Origin of the sequence: Acinetobacter sp. BHS4 (genome assembly GCF_018454425.1) — a bacterium.
GTDB lineage: Bacteria > Pseudomonadota > Gammaproteobacteria > Pseudomonadales > Moraxellaceae > Acinetobacter > Acinetobacter pittii.
Map to the genome: position 1 here is coordinate 1,635,314 of NZ_CP075323.1, position 16,436 is coordinate 1,651,749.

At 38.8% G+C, this 16,436-nt stretch carries 13 protein-coding genes; 9 read left to right on the forward strand and 4 right to left on the reverse strand.

The genetic code is table 11. The annotated features are described in order from the left end of the window. Nucleotides 1-279 precede the first annotated feature (279 nt). Both KIP84_RS07790 and KIP84_RS07795 read left to right on the forward strand, forming a co-directional pair. Nucleotides 280-3,219 (forward strand): insulinase family protein, encoded by a 2,940-nt coding sequence (locus tag KIP84_RS07790; protein WP_213689656.1) that lies wholly within the window; start codon nt 280-282, stop codon nt 3,217-3,219. A gap of 21 nt (nt 3,220-3,240) precedes the next feature. Continuing rightward, a complete protein-coding gene (locus KIP84_RS07795; protein ID WP_213689657.1) occupies nt 3,241-4,392 on the forward strand; it encodes a phospholipase A in 1,152 nt (383 codons plus the stop codon). A 38-nt stretch (nt 4,393-4,430) separates the two neighbouring features. On the opposite strand, the gene KIP84_RS07800 is transcribed toward KIP84_RS07795, so the two are convergent. From KIP84_RS07800 to ilvA, 3 genes are all read right to left on the reverse strand, one after another. Next, on the reverse strand, nt 4,431-5,768 hold the full coding sequence (locus tag KIP84_RS07800) for a TrkH family potassium uptake protein (protein ID WP_213689658.1): 1,338 nt from the start codon (nt 5,766-5,768) through the stop codon (nt 4,431-4,433). Nucleotides 5,769-5,786: 18 nt separating this feature from the next. Continuing rightward, nucleotides 5,787-6,437, reverse strand: coding sequence for a TrkA family potassium uptake protein (locus tag KIP84_RS07805; RefSeq protein ID WP_005069007.1), 651 nt, complete (start codon nt 6,435-6,437; stop codon nt 5,787-5,789). A 143-nt stretch (nt 6,438-6,580) separates the two neighbouring features. Next, nucleotides 6,581-8,128, reverse strand: coding sequence for a threonine ammonia-lyase, biosynthetic (ilvA, locus tag KIP84_RS07810; protein ID WP_171256526.1), 1,548 nt, complete (start codon nt 8,126-8,128; stop codon nt 6,581-6,583). Nucleotides 8,129-8,228: 100 nt separating this feature from the next. Between ilvA and rpiA the strand changes: the two genes are divergently transcribed. Further along, nucleotides 8,229-8,900, forward strand: coding sequence for a ribose-5-phosphate isomerase RpiA (gene rpiA, locus KIP84_RS07815; RefSeq protein ID WP_002046900.1), 672 nt, complete (start codon nt 8,229-8,231; stop codon nt 8,898-8,900). Continuing rightward, nucleotides 8,900-9,580, forward strand: a complete 681-nt coding sequence (locus KIP84_RS07820; RefSeq protein WP_213689659.1) for a SprT family zinc-dependent metalloprotease — start codon at nt 8,900-8,902, stop codon at nt 9,578-9,580. The genes rpiA and KIP84_RS07820 overlap by 1 nt, the downstream gene beginning before the upstream one ends. Here the strand turns inward: KIP84_RS07820 and KIP84_RS07825 are convergent. Next, complete coding sequence (locus tag KIP84_RS07825) at nt 9,577-11,097, reverse strand: hypothetical protein (protein ID WP_213689660.1); 1,521 nt, start codon at nt 11,095-11,097, stop codon at nt 9,577-9,579. The genes KIP84_RS07820 and KIP84_RS07825 overlap by 4 nt on opposite strands. A gap of 184 nt (nt 11,098-11,281) precedes the next feature. Here KIP84_RS07825 and argC point away from each other — a divergent pair, with 184 nt between their 5' ends. The 5 genes from argC to KIP84_RS07850 all read left to right on the forward strand — a co-directional run bounded on the left by argC (nt 11,282) and on the right by KIP84_RS07850 (nt 16,246). Further along, nucleotides 11,282-12,337, forward strand: a complete 1,056-nt coding sequence (gene argC, locus KIP84_RS07830) for an N-acetyl-gamma-glutamyl-phosphate reductase (RefSeq protein ID WP_213689661.1) — start codon at nt 11,282-11,284, stop codon at nt 12,335-12,337. A 75-nt stretch (nt 12,338-12,412) separates the two neighbouring features. After that, a complete protein-coding gene (locus KIP84_RS07835; RefSeq protein ID WP_014206946.1) occupies nt 12,413-13,171 on the forward strand; it encodes a DUF6776 family protein in 759 nt (252 codons plus the stop codon). 9 nt (nt 13,172-13,180) lie between these two features. Beyond that, the gene (gene clpS, locus KIP84_RS07840) at nt 13,181-13,594 is read left to right on the forward strand and encodes an ATP-dependent Clp protease adapter ClpS (protein ID WP_213689662.1); all 414 of its coding nucleotides are present in this window, start codon (nt 13,181-13,183) and stop codon (nt 13,592-13,594) included. Nucleotides 13,595-13,603: 9 nt separating this feature from the next. Then, nucleotides 13,604-15,880: an ATP-dependent Clp protease ATP-binding subunit ClpA gene (gene clpA, locus KIP84_RS07845; protein WP_017400370.1), complete on the forward strand. Its 2,277-nt coding sequence runs from the start codon at nt 13,604-13,606 to the stop codon at nt 15,878-15,880. Nucleotides 15,881-15,883: 3 nt separating this feature from the next. Next, nucleotides 15,884-16,246, forward strand: a complete 363-nt coding sequence (locus KIP84_RS07850) for a YnfA family protein (protein ID WP_213689663.1) — start codon at nt 15,884-15,886, stop codon at nt 16,244-16,246. Nucleotides 16,247-16,436: the final 190 nt, after the last annotated feature.

A 16,436-nucleotide genomic window follows, 5' to 3' on the forward strand; every position in this document is an offset into this window, starting at 1 on the left:
GAAAAATATTGTTGTATGAATATTTTTTAGATTAGAGGTAGGTAAGCCAAATAAAATTGATAAGCTTTTTTATTCAATGTCTATCATATACATAGAATTAAAAGCTTTTGTTCTGGTAGGATAAAACATTCATCGCTATGTGCTTGATATCAAAGCTGTGCCAATGAAAACTAATACTCAACAAAAACATAGTATTTTACTTGGCTTTTGTTCGCCAATCTCAAGCTGACTCAGGCTATAATGAGACTTATTCACTTATCCGATATGTTAGGAGATCACATGACTGTAGATGTCACTGAAACCATTTCTCAAACTGTTCACCCTGCGTTTCAGTTGCTACGTCAGCACCATGTAGAAGCATTAGATATTTTAGTGTCTGAATATAAGCATAAAGTCACAGGTGCGGTGCATTATCACTTGGCAACTGATTATGATGAAAATGTATTTCTTGTTGCTTTTAGAACCCAGCCTATGGACTCTAAAGGCACAGCACATATTTTAGAACATACAGCTTTGTGTGGCTCTGAAAAGTTTCCGGTACGTGATCCATTCTTTTTAATGATTCGTCGTTCTTTAAATACTTTTATGAACGCATTTACAGCAGCAGATTGGACAGCATATCCATTCGCTACTCAAAATAAAAAAGATTTTCAAAACTTACTTTCTGTTTATCTTGATGCGGCATTTGCTGCCAATTTGAATCCACTTGATTTTGCTCAAGAAGGTATTCGTATTGAACTTGAAAATGGTCAACCTGTATATAAAGGTGTTGTTTTTAATGAAATGAAAGGTGCAATGAGTGCGCCGTCTGATCAACTTTATCATCAGTTGGCTCATCATTTATTTCCTGAAACGACCTATCATTACAACTCAGGTGGTGATCCGAAAGATATTCCTGATTTAACGTATGAGCAGTTAGTCGATTTTTATAAAGTACATTACCACCCAAGCAATGCTGTATTCATGACCTTTGGTAATCAGACAGCATATGAACTACAAGAGCAGTTTGAAAAACTAGCTCTACACAAGTTTTCTGCGGGAACAACTTTATACTCTAAGCCTGAAAAACGTTTAGCTGCACCAATTGAAGTAACAGAGAACTACGGTGTTGATAGTGATGATTTAAAAGATAAAACTTATCATGTTCTATCTTGGTTATTACCGGAAGCAAATGACATTAAATTGCGTTTAGGAATGCGTTTAGTCGAAGGGATTTTATTAGAAAATTCGGCTTCGCCACTGCGTCATTACTTAGAAACTTGTGGTTATGCTCAATCTACAGGTCCATTAATGGGCGTAGACGATAGTAATTTTGAAATGACTTTCTACTGTGGTGTTCAAGGTTCAAATCCTGAACATGCGCAAAGCTTTAGAGATGGTGTTTTAAATATTCTGCGTGATGTTGCTGCAAAACCAATTGATAGTAATTTAGTCGATGCAATTTTGCATCAAATCGAGTTACATCAACGTGAAATTAATGGTGATGGTACACCGTATGGTTTAAGTCTAATTTTAAATGGCTTAAGTGGTGCGATTCACCATAATGATCCAATCCAAATTTGGGATGTTGACAGCGCAATTGCACAAATTAAAGAAGAGTTGAAAGACCCAATGTGGTTATCAAATCTGATTCAAACACATTTGCTCGACAACCCTCATCGCGTACAGATGACTTTAGTTCCAGACCCGACCAAGTCTGTAAAAGAGCAGGAAGCGGAAAAAGCTCGTTTAGCGGCTATTGGTGAAAAGCTAACAGATGCTGATAAGGCTGAAATCATTGCTAAGACTAAGGCTTTAGAGGAACGTCAGGACACTCCTGATAATCTTGAGTTATTGCCAAAAGTAGGTTTGGAAGATGTACCTGCTGACTTGCATATTGTGCAAGGTCAGTTACGCGAAATTATTTGTAATCGTATGGATACGCCGTTGAACTTGTACCATGCGGGTACTAACGGCATTTACTATCAACAAGTACTTATCCAGATCCCTGAAGATATCGTGAAGTCACCTTACTTCAATTTGCTTTCTATTTTGATGGGTGAAGTAGGTGCAGGCGAATATGGCTATCTTGAACTACAAAACTTGCAAACCGCTGTAAGTGGTGGTTTAGGAATGGGCGCTTCTTTACGTAGCAAAGTGGATGATAAAGATAAAATTAGTGCTTGGTTAACTTTAACGACTAAATCGTTGACTCAGAAATTTGATGCAATTCATTTATTAAAATTAGCATTTGAACAGCTTCGATTTGATGAGAAAGAACGAATTATCGAGTTACTGCAACAACGTAAAACACGTTGGCAATCTCGTTTATCTGGTTCAGGTCATAGCTATGCGATGCAGATTGCTTCTCGTAACATGAGTGCCTTGGCTCAACGTGACTATCAAAACACGGGTTTAGGTGCATTGAACTGGTTGGGTGAGCTTGTTACTAAAATTACCCAAGATGATGCTGCTTACGATGAGCTGATTGCGGAATTAAAACGAATTCATAGTAAGTTGTTGCAAGCACCTAAACAGTTCTTACTTGTGTGTGAAGAACATCAATCTGAACGTTTGGTTGAAGAAATCCAGAATGTTTGGGATAAGTTGAATGTTGATACAGCTACAACCGAGTTAACTCAAGTAGAACAAGCTAATGATAATAATCATGAAGCGTGGTTAATTCAGGCCAATGTTCAGTTCTGTGCTTCTGCATATCAAGCCGTAGAAGTATCGCATCCAGATGCAGCTCCATTAATGGTATTGGCAGCTTATTTACGTAACGGATTCTTGCACAGTGCTATCCGTGAAAAAGGTGGTGCTTATGGTGGCGGCGCTAGTTATGATGGAAATGCATGCTCATTCCGTTTCTTCAGTTACCGTGACCCACGTTTAGCAGAGACGTTTAAAGACTTTGAAGCAAGCGTGCAATGGTTATTAAATACAGAGCAACAACCTCATCAGCTTGAAGAAGCAATTCTTGGTTTAGTGGCAAGTATGGATAAACCAGGCTCTCCAGCAGGTGAAGCGATTACAGCATGTTATGCATTGTTGCATGCGAGAACACCAGCTTTCCGCCGTACTTTGCGTGAAAGATTGTTGCATGTAACATTGGATGATTTAAAACGTGTTGCTCGTCAATATTTAGTAGAGCAAACTCCTGTAAAAGCTGTAGTTGCGCCATTTGCTAAACGTGATGAATTGCAGCAATTAGGTTTTACCATTCAACAAGTTAATTAAAATAAAAATTGGAGATTGAACATGGCGTTCAAACAATTTGAACGCACATCTTTAGAGCTAAGCATGGGAATCGTGCTTAGCTGTTTATGTGCGTCTGTAACATATGCTGATACCTTAGCTCCAGCAAACCCTGCCACAGTTGATGCATGTGTTGCTCTTGCTTCGAATGCCGATCGTCTGGCTTGTTACGACTCTGTATTTAAGCCAGCAGCTCTACCTGTTGTGCAAGCCGCGGTAGTACCTGAGCTTGTTAAAAAAATCGATCAGCCTGCTGTTCAACCAGAAACATTTAAAGAGAAGGTAGTAGATACAGTTAGTAATATTAAAGTGATTGGTAAAGCGCCTACACTTGAACCTACTACTTCTTTGCTAGATCAACGTTGGGAGTTATCTGAAAAAAGTAAGCTAGGTGTTTGGAATATTCGTGCTTATCAGCCCGTCTATTTATTACCCGTATTTTGGACCAGTGACAAGAATGAATTCCCGAGTAGCCCAAATCCAAATAACACTGTAACGGATGCTCAGAATCTGAAATCCACAGAAAGTAAGTTTCAGATTTCTTTGAAAACCAAAGCTTGGGAAAATATTTTTGGAAATAATGGTGATTTGTGGGTAGGGTATACACAATCTTCACGCTGGCAGACGTTCAATGCTGAAGAATCTCGCCCATTCCGTGAAACGAACTATGAGCCAGAAGCAAGTTTAATGTTTAGAACGAACTACGAGTTGCTTGGTTTAGATGGGCGTTTGCTTGGAGTTACCTTAAACCATCAGTCAAATGGTCGCTCAGATCCATTATCTCGTAGCTGGAACCGTGTCATCTTTAATGTTGGATTGGAGCGTGGTAATTTTGCTTTAATGCTTCGTCCATGGATTCGTCTTGAAGAAGATAGTAAAGATGATAATAATCCGGATATGGAAGATTACATTGGTCGTGGTGATTTAACAGCGTTTTATAAATGGAAGCAGAATGACTTCTCTTTAATGCTGCGTCATTCATTGAAAGGTGGTGATGACTCTCATGGCGCTGTGCAATTTGATTGGGCTTTTCCAATCAGTGGTAAGTTACGCGGACATTTCCAGTTGTTTAATGGTTATGGTGAAAGCTTGATTGATTATAACCATCGAGCGACTTATGCTGGTCTGGGTGTATCGCTCTTGAATTGGTACTAAGACTCTATAAAAAAGCCGCTTTTAAAGCGGCTTTTTTATTATCCAATTTGGATGTTGGCTTGAGGGTGTTTGAGTCGACTCTTTTTAGGAGTAGCAATTAAATAGGCGAGTGTTAAAGGTCCAAGCCGTCCAGCAAACATGAGTAGGCTTAAAATGAATAAACTACCATTATGTAAATCTGGTGTGATTCCACGAGAGAGGCCTACTGTACATGCGGCCGAAACAACCTCAAAAAGCAAATTCATAAAATCTGCTTTAGGCTCTAAAAGCAAAAGAATAAAGAAGCCAATGAAAATCAGTATGCTCGTAATAGCAGTCACTGCTAATGCTTTATAGGTGGTTTCGTGAGATACAGAGTGATTAAATATTCTAATTTCATCTGTACGGCGTAAAAATGAAATTACACTAAGCACTAAAATGACAAAGGTTCCAACTTTGATTCCACCGGCTGTACTCAGTGAACCACCACCAATAAACATCAGTAACATCATCAGTAGTGAACTACTGTTGGTCATTGCACCTGTATCAATGGTATTAAAGCCTGAAGATCGTGGAACTGTTGCCTGAAACCAAGCGTTTAATGCTTGTTCACCTGAGCTTAACATCCCTAAAGTCGCGGGATTTTGAGCTTCTAAAGCCCATATTAAAATAAACGCAACGAGGTTAATAATTGCAATGGTGGTAAGAATAAGCTTGCTATTTGGTGTTAGTTTTTTCCATCTTTTGTTTTGCTTAATATCCATGAGCACTAAAAAACCAAGACCACCTAAAGTGTAAAGGATGCTAATGGTTATACAAATAATATAGTTACTCTGAAAGTTCATTAAGCTGTTGGAAAATAATGAAAAACCAGCATTGTTGAATGAGGAAATGCTGTAAAAAGCCGCATAATATAAACCACGTGCAAACCCATATGTTGGTGCAAAAGCGGCGGTAAGAATAACTGTACCAATCAGCTCAAAAATAAGGGTGTAAGTGACAACTCCTTTAGCAACAAAAGTAACTTTTGATAGGCTTGTTTGCCCGAGACTATCTTGAGCCATCATTTGCTGTTTAAGACCAACTTTTGGTGACAAACTTAATGCGGCCAATATCGCAAAAGTCATAAAACCCAAACCGCCAGACTGGATCAGTAATAAAATAATAGTTTGCCCAAAGAGGGTAAAAGATTCATGAATATTTAAAACAGATAGACCGGTAATTGTAACTGCTGAGGTGGCTGTAAAAAGCGCATCCATCCAACTGACATTGCCTGTATTCGCAAATGGCAATTTAAGTAATAAAGTGCCAAAAGTAATAAAGCCTAAAAACCCTAGCGCTAAAAGTGAAGGAGGGCTTAAATTTAACGTTTTATGAGGCTTAGGATATATGGACATATTCTAGAGTTCGTTTTCTTATAAGAAGCAATTAGAAAGTTTCTTTAACTGTGATAAATGACCTTCTAAAATAAGAATATCATGTGTTTGCAAAGTGAAATTTTCTTCAGTCTCAAACAAAATTTGCTGCTGTCTTTTCACGAGCAATGTTTTGACTTGAGGCGCTTGCTGCATAATGCCATATAAATTGATGCCGTTAAGTTTATCTGGGATTTCAATTTTTATAATGTAATGGTCATCTTCTAAAGACATATAGCGACTTACCATAGGGTAGTTCAGAGCTTGAGCAACTCTCACTCCCATATCTTCTTCAGGGTGAATAATCTTATTGATATTAAGGTGTGACAAAATGGTGTGATGAGCTTTGGTTTTTGCCTTTACCCAAATTTTATCAATGCCGAGATTTTTTAAGTTCAGCACACACAAAATACTGGCTTCAATATCTTCACCAATTGCAACTACAACAGCATCACAATTTTGGATATTCAATTCGTCAAGCACATGTTCGTCAGTAGCATCGGCAATGACGGCATGAGTTAAAACGTCGGCCAGATTTTCGACATTCTTTTTTACTGTATCGATGCCAATAACATCATGATTTAATTTTGTGAGTTCTTGAGCAACCGTTGCTCCAAAACTACCTAAGCCAATGACTGCGAACTGTGCCATGTTGGTCCTTTTTTCCGAGTTAGATCATTATTTTTAAGGATATTTTCTTTAAGATAAAGAGAAGCAATGTAAATATGCTAGAAATATAAAAAAATGTATAAAAAAGCCGACAACTATGTCGGCCTCTTCATCAAAACTAAAGATTATTTTAAGAAACGTTTATAGCCGACGTTATCAGTAATTTCTGCATACGGATAATTAATCTGCTCGAGTGTCTCAATCAATCCATCAGGGTTTTGTTTAGCATCTGTTGCTTGTAAGCCAACTAGTACACGACCTTCAGCAGCGCCGTGGTTACGGTAATGGAAGAGGGTAATGTTGTGGGTTGGACCTAAACGAGTTAAGAAGGTTAAGAGCGCACCTGGACGTTCAGGGAATTCAACACGGAACAATCTTTCATCATCTAGATTTGCGTGACCACCAATTAAATAACGAATATGTAATTTGGCAACTTCATCGTCAGAAAGGTCATCTACAATATAATCTTGCTGTTTTAATTGTTCCAAAATTTCATGACGCTCTGCATCTCCACCTTTTAAACTAATACCGACGAATACTTGCGCTTCGTCTGTATTGTTTGCGCGGTAGTTAAACTCAGTGATATTGCGACCTTGTAAAGCACGGCAGAAGCCTAAGAATGCGCCTTTTTCTTCAGATAAGGTAACTGCATAAATCGCTTCACGTTGCTCACCTAACTCCGTACGCTCAGCAATATAACGCAAGCGGTCAAAATTCATATTGGCGCCACAAACAATCGACACCATATTTTTATTACTGATTTTATGTTCGTGAATATATTTTTTGATACCCGCTAATGCCATTGCTCCAGAAGGTTCAACAATGCTGCGGTTTTCATCAAATGTGTCTTTAATTGCTGCACAGATTTCATCTGTATTCACAGTCACAATATCAGGGTCAACAATCGGGCCTGAGTTATCAGATTTGCGCAAACGAATAATATCAAATGGTAAAGCACCAATTTGGGCAACAGCTGTACCATCTGCAAATAGGCCTACATGTGGCAAAATTACACGTTCATTTGCTTCTAAAGCTGCTTTTAAACAAGCTGACTCTTCATATTCAACGCCAATAACTTTTACGTGCGGTGCAACTTCTCCAAGGTAAGCTGCTACGCCTGAAATAAGACCACCACCACCTACGGCAACAAACACGTACTCTACATCACGCCATTGACGTAATATTTCATTGGCAATAGTGCCTTGACCTGCAATGACAAGTTCGTCGTCATAGGGTGGAATAAATACAAGACCTTCAACTTCTGCACGTTGTTGAGCATATTTATTTGCAATATCAAAGCTATCGCCATGTAATACGACTTGACCACCTAAGCGTTTAACAGCCTGAACTTTAATGTCAGGTGTTGTGCTTGGCATAACAATAATAGCGGGAATTCCTAATCTTTGTCCTGACAAAGCTACGCCTTGAGCATGGTTACCAGCAGAGGCGCAAATCACCCCGCGTTCAAGTTGTTCTTTAGGTAATTGACTAATACGGTTATAGGCGCCGCGTAATTTAAAAGAAAAAACGGGTTGTAAATCTTCACGCTTAAAACGAATTGTATTGTTTAATTTTTGACTAATTCGTGGAGCTGCTTCGAGAGGTGTTTCAATTGCAACATCATAAACCGTTGCTTGTAAAATTTGTCGTACCACACGAGACAGCATGTTCATCTTCCCTATAACAGTTTAAAATAGGAAATTATTGTAGCAAACCCTTGTGCATTTGCGCCGTTTATTGGAGCATAAATGTCAAAAATAGTTGAGTGATGTAATGAGCCTATATGCAACCCAAGATGAAAAGAAACAAGCTGCTGCGAAAGCTGCTTTAAAACACTTACCCAAAGGTGGCATTTTGGGTGTTGGGACTGGAAGTACCGTAAACTTTCTAATTGATTTATTACCTGAATTACAATTAGAAGCGGCTGTGGCAAGTTCTCAAGCAACTGCTGATCGCCTTAAAAAACTTGGTATTGAAGTGGTTGATATGAACCATGTAGGTAGCCTAGATGCCTATGTTGATGGTGCAGATGAAATTGATCGCCATATGCATATGATTAAAGGTGGTGGTGCTGCATTAACACGTGAGAAAATCGTTGCATCAATCGCTAAGAAATTTGTATGTATTGTTGATGATTCAAAATGGGTTGATCAACTTGGACGTGATTTCCCACTTCCTGTAGAAGTTATTCCAATGGCGCGTTCGGCTGTAGCTCGTAAATTGGTAAGTTTAGGTGGTGATCCGGTTTATCGTGAAGGTGTAGTTACAGATAACGGTAATGTTATTTTGGATGTTTTCAATCTTAATATCTTAAATGCTATTGAGCTGGAAAAAACAATTAACAATATTCCTGGTGTGGTAACTAACGGTATCTTCGCCTTAAATCCAGCAACGATCGCAATTGTTGCGACAAATAATGGTATTGAAGAGCGTACAGCACAGTAATGTCTGCAAAAATGCCAGAGATTAAAATCGTTCGACACGTAAGAGCACGAAAATTGCGCTTACGTGTTGAGCCTGCTTCAATCCGTCTTACGGTTCCTTTATTTTGTAGTAAGAAGCAAATTCAGCATTTTTTAGCGCAATCTGAACAATGGTTAACCGAGACATGGAATAAGCAACAAAACGTCCAATCGGCATCCATTGAAATTCCTTCGGAAATTTATTTCTTTAATAAAAAACAGCCATTTCAAGTGATTGTGCAAAAGCAGCATCGTGTTTTTCAATTTGATTGGGAAAATAGCTGTTTATTTATTAAAGACACACAGCCATATTTGGCATTGCAAAACGCAGTTATTGCTTATGCGAAACAAGAATTAGCAGAGCTTTTAAAAGAATTAAGTGAGCACACTCATTTGGCTTACAGGGAGTGTACAATTCGCCGCCCGAAAACTCGGTGGGGAAGTTGTAGTAGTCAGCATAATATTATGCTACATGCAGGACTAGTACTCATGTCACATGAAATTGCTCGCTATGTGGCTATTCATGAGTTGGCACATACTAAACATTTTGATCATAGCCCAGCTTTTTGGGCAGAAGTTGAAAAGTACGATCCATATTTTCAAAAACACCGCAGACAACTTAAATCAAATCCATTGCCTGCATGGTGGTATGTTTCAGCTTAACTAAAGGTACATTCTAGTTGCGGTGTTTGTAAGCTATCAGGTGCTTTTCGACTATCTAAACCTGCTTTGGCGCTGATAATTTTATTTGCTTTAATAGATAATTGGATAAAGTTGTATTGTTGCGTCGAGTTATTTGGTTCGGCTGAACTTGAATTGAGTAAATAACTTGAGCTGGCAGCATCTGTTTGCAATAAATTATCGGTACTATCAGCACTTAGAGCCACCCGATAAATTTGTGAGCCTTTACTCATGTCGATTTGACCATTCGCACGGAAATTAAGCTGACATCCAGTTGAGGTGTCTTCATAGTGGCCCACTAAATAGTCTGTAGCTGGTAGGTTTGGATCTGATAGATTGATGCTGGTTAAGCCTTGTTTGCATGGGTAGGTTGATCCATTACACGTCGCTGTGGTGGTAAATCCAACAGCTCTACGGTAATCTCCAGCACCGTCAATGCGAATGAATGTTGTTGAATTTACAGTAGGAACAATTCCTGAGTACTGTTTATTTTTTAAAAGATCATATCCTACTTGGTCAAGACGAGGTTGGTCTTGCAAAACTGCTAGTTGTAAGGTGGCTGCTCGTAGATTGGTAGCAAAATAATCACGTGTCGCCTTTTGATTGGCTGCAATATCTAACAGGGTGTTTTTGATTGGATCAATATTATTTGGAGCAGGTGTGAAAATAGGAGTGAAGGATGTTTGATCCCCATGAAGTTTTTTCCCATCCAAAAAGCCATCTTTTAAATCAGTTGCTAAACTTTTAATAAGTTCTTGGTAGGTATTTGCTCCGCCATGAATCGTTGACCAATATTGTAAGTAACCAAAGCTAAGATAACTATCTACATATGTACTAGGTTTAGTAGTTGAGTATCGCAACAAAGTTAAATTCAGAAGGGAATTAGCTGGACTTAAACTTGGAATATCACCATCTTTAAACGCATTCATTAACGATTTGTAGACATCTTGAGAAGCTAAATCCACATGTAATTGCTCAATACGAGTTGGGTCAATTGTCTCTTGAGGGAGTTGTCCCGAACGTATGACAGCTCGTTGATAAACTGCTTCACTGCTTGGGCTAATGAATTGGATTCTGCCACTTACACTGTTTGGTGTAATAAATGCATGATAAATACCTGACAAATTTTGGTATTGTGGAGTAATTGGGTCAAACACTTGAGATGAGCTTTTAGTTGTAATTTCTACACGATATAAACGATTCAATTTTGCAGTAGGAATTTTGACATTAAAGCTGTTTAAACTCGTAATTGGAGTATCCACTAAAATAGCATTATTGGTGTTGTCATATACTTTAAGCTGGATATTACGCATTTCTACAGGGGTTTTTAAAGTAACATCAGTTGTTGCTTCAGGTGTAGGGTCAACGGGCGTTGGTGTAGTGGGTGAAGTGCCTCCACTACTACCTCCGCCTCCGCAACCAGTAAGGGCTACACTTAAAATGAATGTGCTCAAGCCAAGGTACGTGCGTAATTTTGTTTCTTTTGATTGTTGAAGCATCCTAGCTCTCCAAAAATTAATCTGGTATTTATTTGCTGATATTTATGTGGTTATGACAGTCCAGTAAGTGCTATCTGATTGTCGCTAAAATTAAAAAAATTAAAATTACCAAGCATGAAATGGTTTTGTAAGCTTGGACATCCTGTCATACTACTGCCCAAGTATAGATTCAAAAATTGAGGTAATGCACGTGATTTCTGTCGGAATTGTTGGTGGAACGGGTTATACAGGCGTTGAACTATTACGTATTCTATTACGACATCCTAAAGCGCAGGTTCGAGTTCTTACTTCACGTACAGAAGCGGGCAAACCAGTTGTAGATATGTTCCCTAATTTACGTGGACATACAGATCTTCAATTTTCAGATTTAAACATTGATGCATTAAAAGAGTGTGATGTTGTATTTTTTGCAACGCCACATGGTGTTGCCATGCAACATGCCAAAGATTTAATTGCAGCTGGAACTAAAGTTATTGATTTAGCAGCAGACTTTCGCTTACAAGATCTTGAACAATTTGAAAAATGGTATGGTATGGAGCATGCTTGTCCAGATGTACTAAAAGATTCTGTATATGGTCTAACTGAGTTAAACCGCGAAAAAATTAAACAAGCTCAAGTTATCGGTAACCCTGGTTGTTATCCGACGACTGTTCAATTAGGTTTAGCGCCATTATTAAAATCAGCACAAGCCCTGATTGAAACCAAAAATATTATTATTGATGCGAAATCTGGTGTTTCTGGTGCTGGCCGTAAAGCAAGCTTGGGCATGATTTATAGTGAAAACGCTGATAACTTTAAAGCATATGGCGTTGCAGGTCATCGTCACCATCCAGAAATTTTAGAAGCCTTAGAAAATATTGCAGGACAAAAGGGCGGGTTTGATGGACTCTTATTTGTTCCTCATCTAGTACCTATGATTCGCGGTATGCTGAGTACAATTTATGTAGATTTGACAGAAGCTGGTAAGCAGACAGACTTACAAGCTTTGTATGAAAACTTCTATGCTAATGAAAAATTCGTAGATGTTATGCCTGCAAATAGTTCACCTGAAACACGTAGTGTACGCGGTGCGAATGAACTTCGTATTGCATTATATAAACCACAACCAAATAAACTGATTATTTTGGCGGCTCAAGATAACCTTGTAAAAGGTGCATCTGGTCAGGCTGTACAAAATATGAACCTTATGTTTGGCTTTAATGAAGATGAAGGCTTACAAGGGATTGGTTTATTACCATAAAAAACTCTTTTTTGCTTCACACACATTTAAATTTCGATTTAAATGTGTGTCTTGACTCTGATCTTGAACACTGAGATGACGATGCAAAACTCTGGACAGACGACTTCAGCAGAAAGTTCGTTGCAAAAGAAAAAATTTTTAAACACCAATAAGCCTTTGTTTATTGGTGCTGCTATTTTAATGAGTGGTTGTTTTGCGCTCGGCTATACAATTGGGCACCGTCAAGGTTTAACTGTTGTTGGTTACGATGCAGATGCGGAGCAATTGGTTGAAGTGGTGCAAAAGCAAAAAACAGCCTTAGATGCAGTTAACAAAAGCCTTAATGCAGCGGTGCAAGAGCGTGATGTGGCTGTGACGAATGCAAATGATTTGTTTGAAGCGCTTAATCAAGCGAATGCCGATAAGACTCAGCAAGAAGGTATGAGTAATATCTATCGTGAGATTTTGAGACAACGTGGTGGTTTGAGCTTAACAATCCAAAATCTGGCAATTAAGCCTTTGCCTGAAAATGCTTATGAATATCAACTAGATTTAGTTCAAGTAAGTCCAAGTAAGCGTCGTGCTTTAGGATCGGTTGAAATCAGATTGATCAAAGATACTGAAGTTTTAGTCGTACCGCTTGAAGCGAAGAACTTCAACTTTACTGACTTTGAACGTTTAACAGGTCGCTGGACAATGCCTAAAGGTTTCACGCCTCAATTTATTGAGGTACGTTTAACTGGTGGTTCTGATACACCGATTATTAAACGTTTTAGTTGGCAGCGTGGTAAACCTGTCGAAACATCTTCTGCTTTTGTGGCAGAAATTCCTCAAGCTGAAGCAAATTCACAATAGTAACATCCTATGCGAACAAATAAGCGTCAAACAAACTTAAAAGATATCAAGGCTTCTTTTCAGCAGTCTGGCTATGTCGATTGGCACTTCCACCCACGCTTAAGTGATTCGCAAAACGAAGATCATGATGGAGAGGTTGTTGTACAAACAGCTCCTCCTGCACTCAAGCGTCCCCCATTATATGCAGTCGTATTAATGAATGACGATTACACTCCAATGGACTTTGTAATTGAAATTTTACAACAATACTTTGCAATGAATCTTGACCAAGCAACTCAAGTAATGCTAACAGTACACTATGAAGGTAAAGGTATTGCCGGAGTCTATCCAAGAGACATCGCGGAAACTAAGGCAAACCTTGTTAATAATTACGCTCGATCGCAAGGTCATCCATTACTTTGCCAGATTGAGCCTAAAGCATAAGGGGGTTACATGCTCAGTCGTCAATTAGAAGTATCATTACGTTTGGCTGTTAGCATGGCTCGTCAAAAGAGACATGAGTTTCTTACAGTCGAACACTTATTATTAGCATTACTCGACAACGATTCAGCCGTGAATGCACTCAAAGCATGCGGGGCTGATATAGTTTCTTTGCGTAAAGAATTAGAAGAATATGTAGAACAACATACTCCTAAGCTTGGCGAAAATAGCGAGCAAGCGCCTCATCCAACAGAAAGTTTCGACCGCATTTTGCAACGTGCTATTTTTCACGTGCAATCAAGTGGCGGCGATCGTACTGTTGAGGGTGCAGATGTTTTGGTCGCAATGTATTCAGAGCGTGATTCTTTTGCTGTGTATTTACTTAAACGTCATCAAATCAATCGTTTGACATTGACTCAATACTTGTCTCATGGGACACGTAAAGACGAAGTGCAAGTTGAAGAAGAAGTTGAAGATATTGAGGGTGAAACTAGCGCAAGCAATGCAGGGCCATTAGAGCTTTATACACTGAACCTAAATGTTGAAGCGCAAAAAGGCAAAACTGACCCACTAATTGGTCGTGAAAAAGAAATTGAGCGTACAGCACAAATTCTGTGCCGCCGTCGCAAAAACAATCCATTGCTTGTGGGTGATCCAGGTGTGGGTAAAACCTCGATTGCTGAAGGTTTGGCATGGTTAATTGTGAATGGTAAAGCACCTAAACCTTTAAGTCAGGCCGAAATCTATAGTCTGGACATTGGTGCATTAGTTGCTGGAACTAAATATCGCGGTGACTTTGAAAAACGTTTAAAACAATTGCTTAATGCATTGAAGAAAAATCCAAATGCGATTTTATTCATTGATGAGATTCATATGATCATTGGTGCAGGCTCAAGTATGGGCAGCACAATGGATGCGTCAAATCTTATTAAGCCAGCTTTAGCTAATGGTACTTTACGTTGTATTGGTTCAACGACTTTCCAAGAATATCGTCAGGTTTTTGAAAAAGACCATGCGTTATCTCGTCGTTTCCAAAAAATTGATGTCAATGAGCCAAGTATTGCTGAAACGATTGATATTTTACGTGGATTGAAAACTAAGTTTGAAGATTTTCACCACGTACAATATGACGATAAGGCTTTGGTATCAGCTGTAGAGCTTTCTGCTAAGTTCATTAATGATCGTTTCTTGCCAGATAAGGCAATTGATGTCATTGATGAAGCAGGTGCTCAACGCCGTTTGAAAGCTGAAAGTGATGATAGCTTGATTACTGTAGAGAATATCGAAGATATCGTTTCTAAGATTGCTCGTATTCCACCAAAAACTGTGTCTAAAGATGATAAGTCAGTGCTTGAAAATCTTGAGCGTGATTTGAAACGTGTGGTGTTTGGTCAAGACGAAGCAATTACTGCATTAGGCTCAGCGATCAAGTTATCTCGTGCTGGATTAAAATCACCAGATAAACCAGTGGGTAGTTTTGTTTTTGCTGGTCCAACAGGTGTAGGTAAAACTGAGGTTACTAAGCAACTCGCTAAATTATTGGGTGTAGAGCTTGTACGTTTCGATATGTCTGAATATATGGAACGTCATGCAGTTTCACGCTTAATTGGTGCACCTCCAGGGTATGTTGGTTATGACCAAGGTGGGTTGCTTACTGATGCGATTCACAAAAATCCACATTGTGTCTTGTTGCTTGATGAAATTGAAAAAGCACATCCTGATGTGTTTAACCTATTGCTACAAATCATGGATCATGGCGCTTTAACGGATAATAATGGACGTAAGTCAGACTTTAGAAATGTGATTATTGTTCTGACTACGAATATTGGAGCAGAAAGTATTTCTCGCGCGAGCATTGGTTTCACTGAACAAGATCACAGTTCTGATAACCAAGAAGCGATGAAACGTGCTTTCTCTCCAGAGTTCCGTAACCGTCTAGATGGTGTTATTCAATTCAAAGCATTGCCAACAACTGTGATTGAGTCTGTAGTCGACAAATTCTTAACAGAATTGCAAGCGCAATTGGATGAAAAACAAGTTGTTCTTGATGTCGATCAAAGTGCACGAGATTGGTTAGCTACAAATGGTTATGATCGTTTGATGGGTGCTCGTCCAATGCAACGTCTCATTCAAGAACACTTGAAGAAACCACTCGCTGAAATGATTCTGTTTGGTGAACTTGCAGATCATGGTGGTAACGTGGCTGTATCGGTGAAAAAAGAAGATGGCAAAGCTGTCGGCTTAAAACTTGAAGTGTTTGAAGATCATCATACGGCAGAACCAGCATAACTTATGTTAATTGATAGTCTTGCTATAACCCGAATACTCAGTGTATTCGGGTTATTTATTATCACGGCAATTGCTGAAATTCTTGGTTGTTATTTTCCTTATCTGATTTTAAAAGAGGGCAAGTCGGCTTGGCTGTGGCTACCTACGGTCTTAAGTCTGGCTATCTTTGTATGGTTGTTAACTTTACATCCAGCAGCTTCTGGGCGCATTTATGCGACCTATGGCGGTATCTATATTTTTACTGCGCTTATGTGGCTACGCTTTGTTGATCAGGTGGGATTAACAAGATGGGATATATTAGGTGGTCTAATTGTGCTTTGTGGAGCTGGTTTAATTATTTTGCAACCTCAAGGGTTGATTCGTTAATGCATCATTGAATCAAATCTTAAGCGAGAAAATAAGAAGTTTTTTTCAAAAAAAAGACTTGTCAAACTCATCAACAATGCGTATTTTAGATTTAAGGAACATTTTTTAATATTTGAGATAAAGATGTTAAATCAATCTGTGAACACTAACGCTTATTATTACTTTTGGCAATTTAGATAGTTGCCTGAGC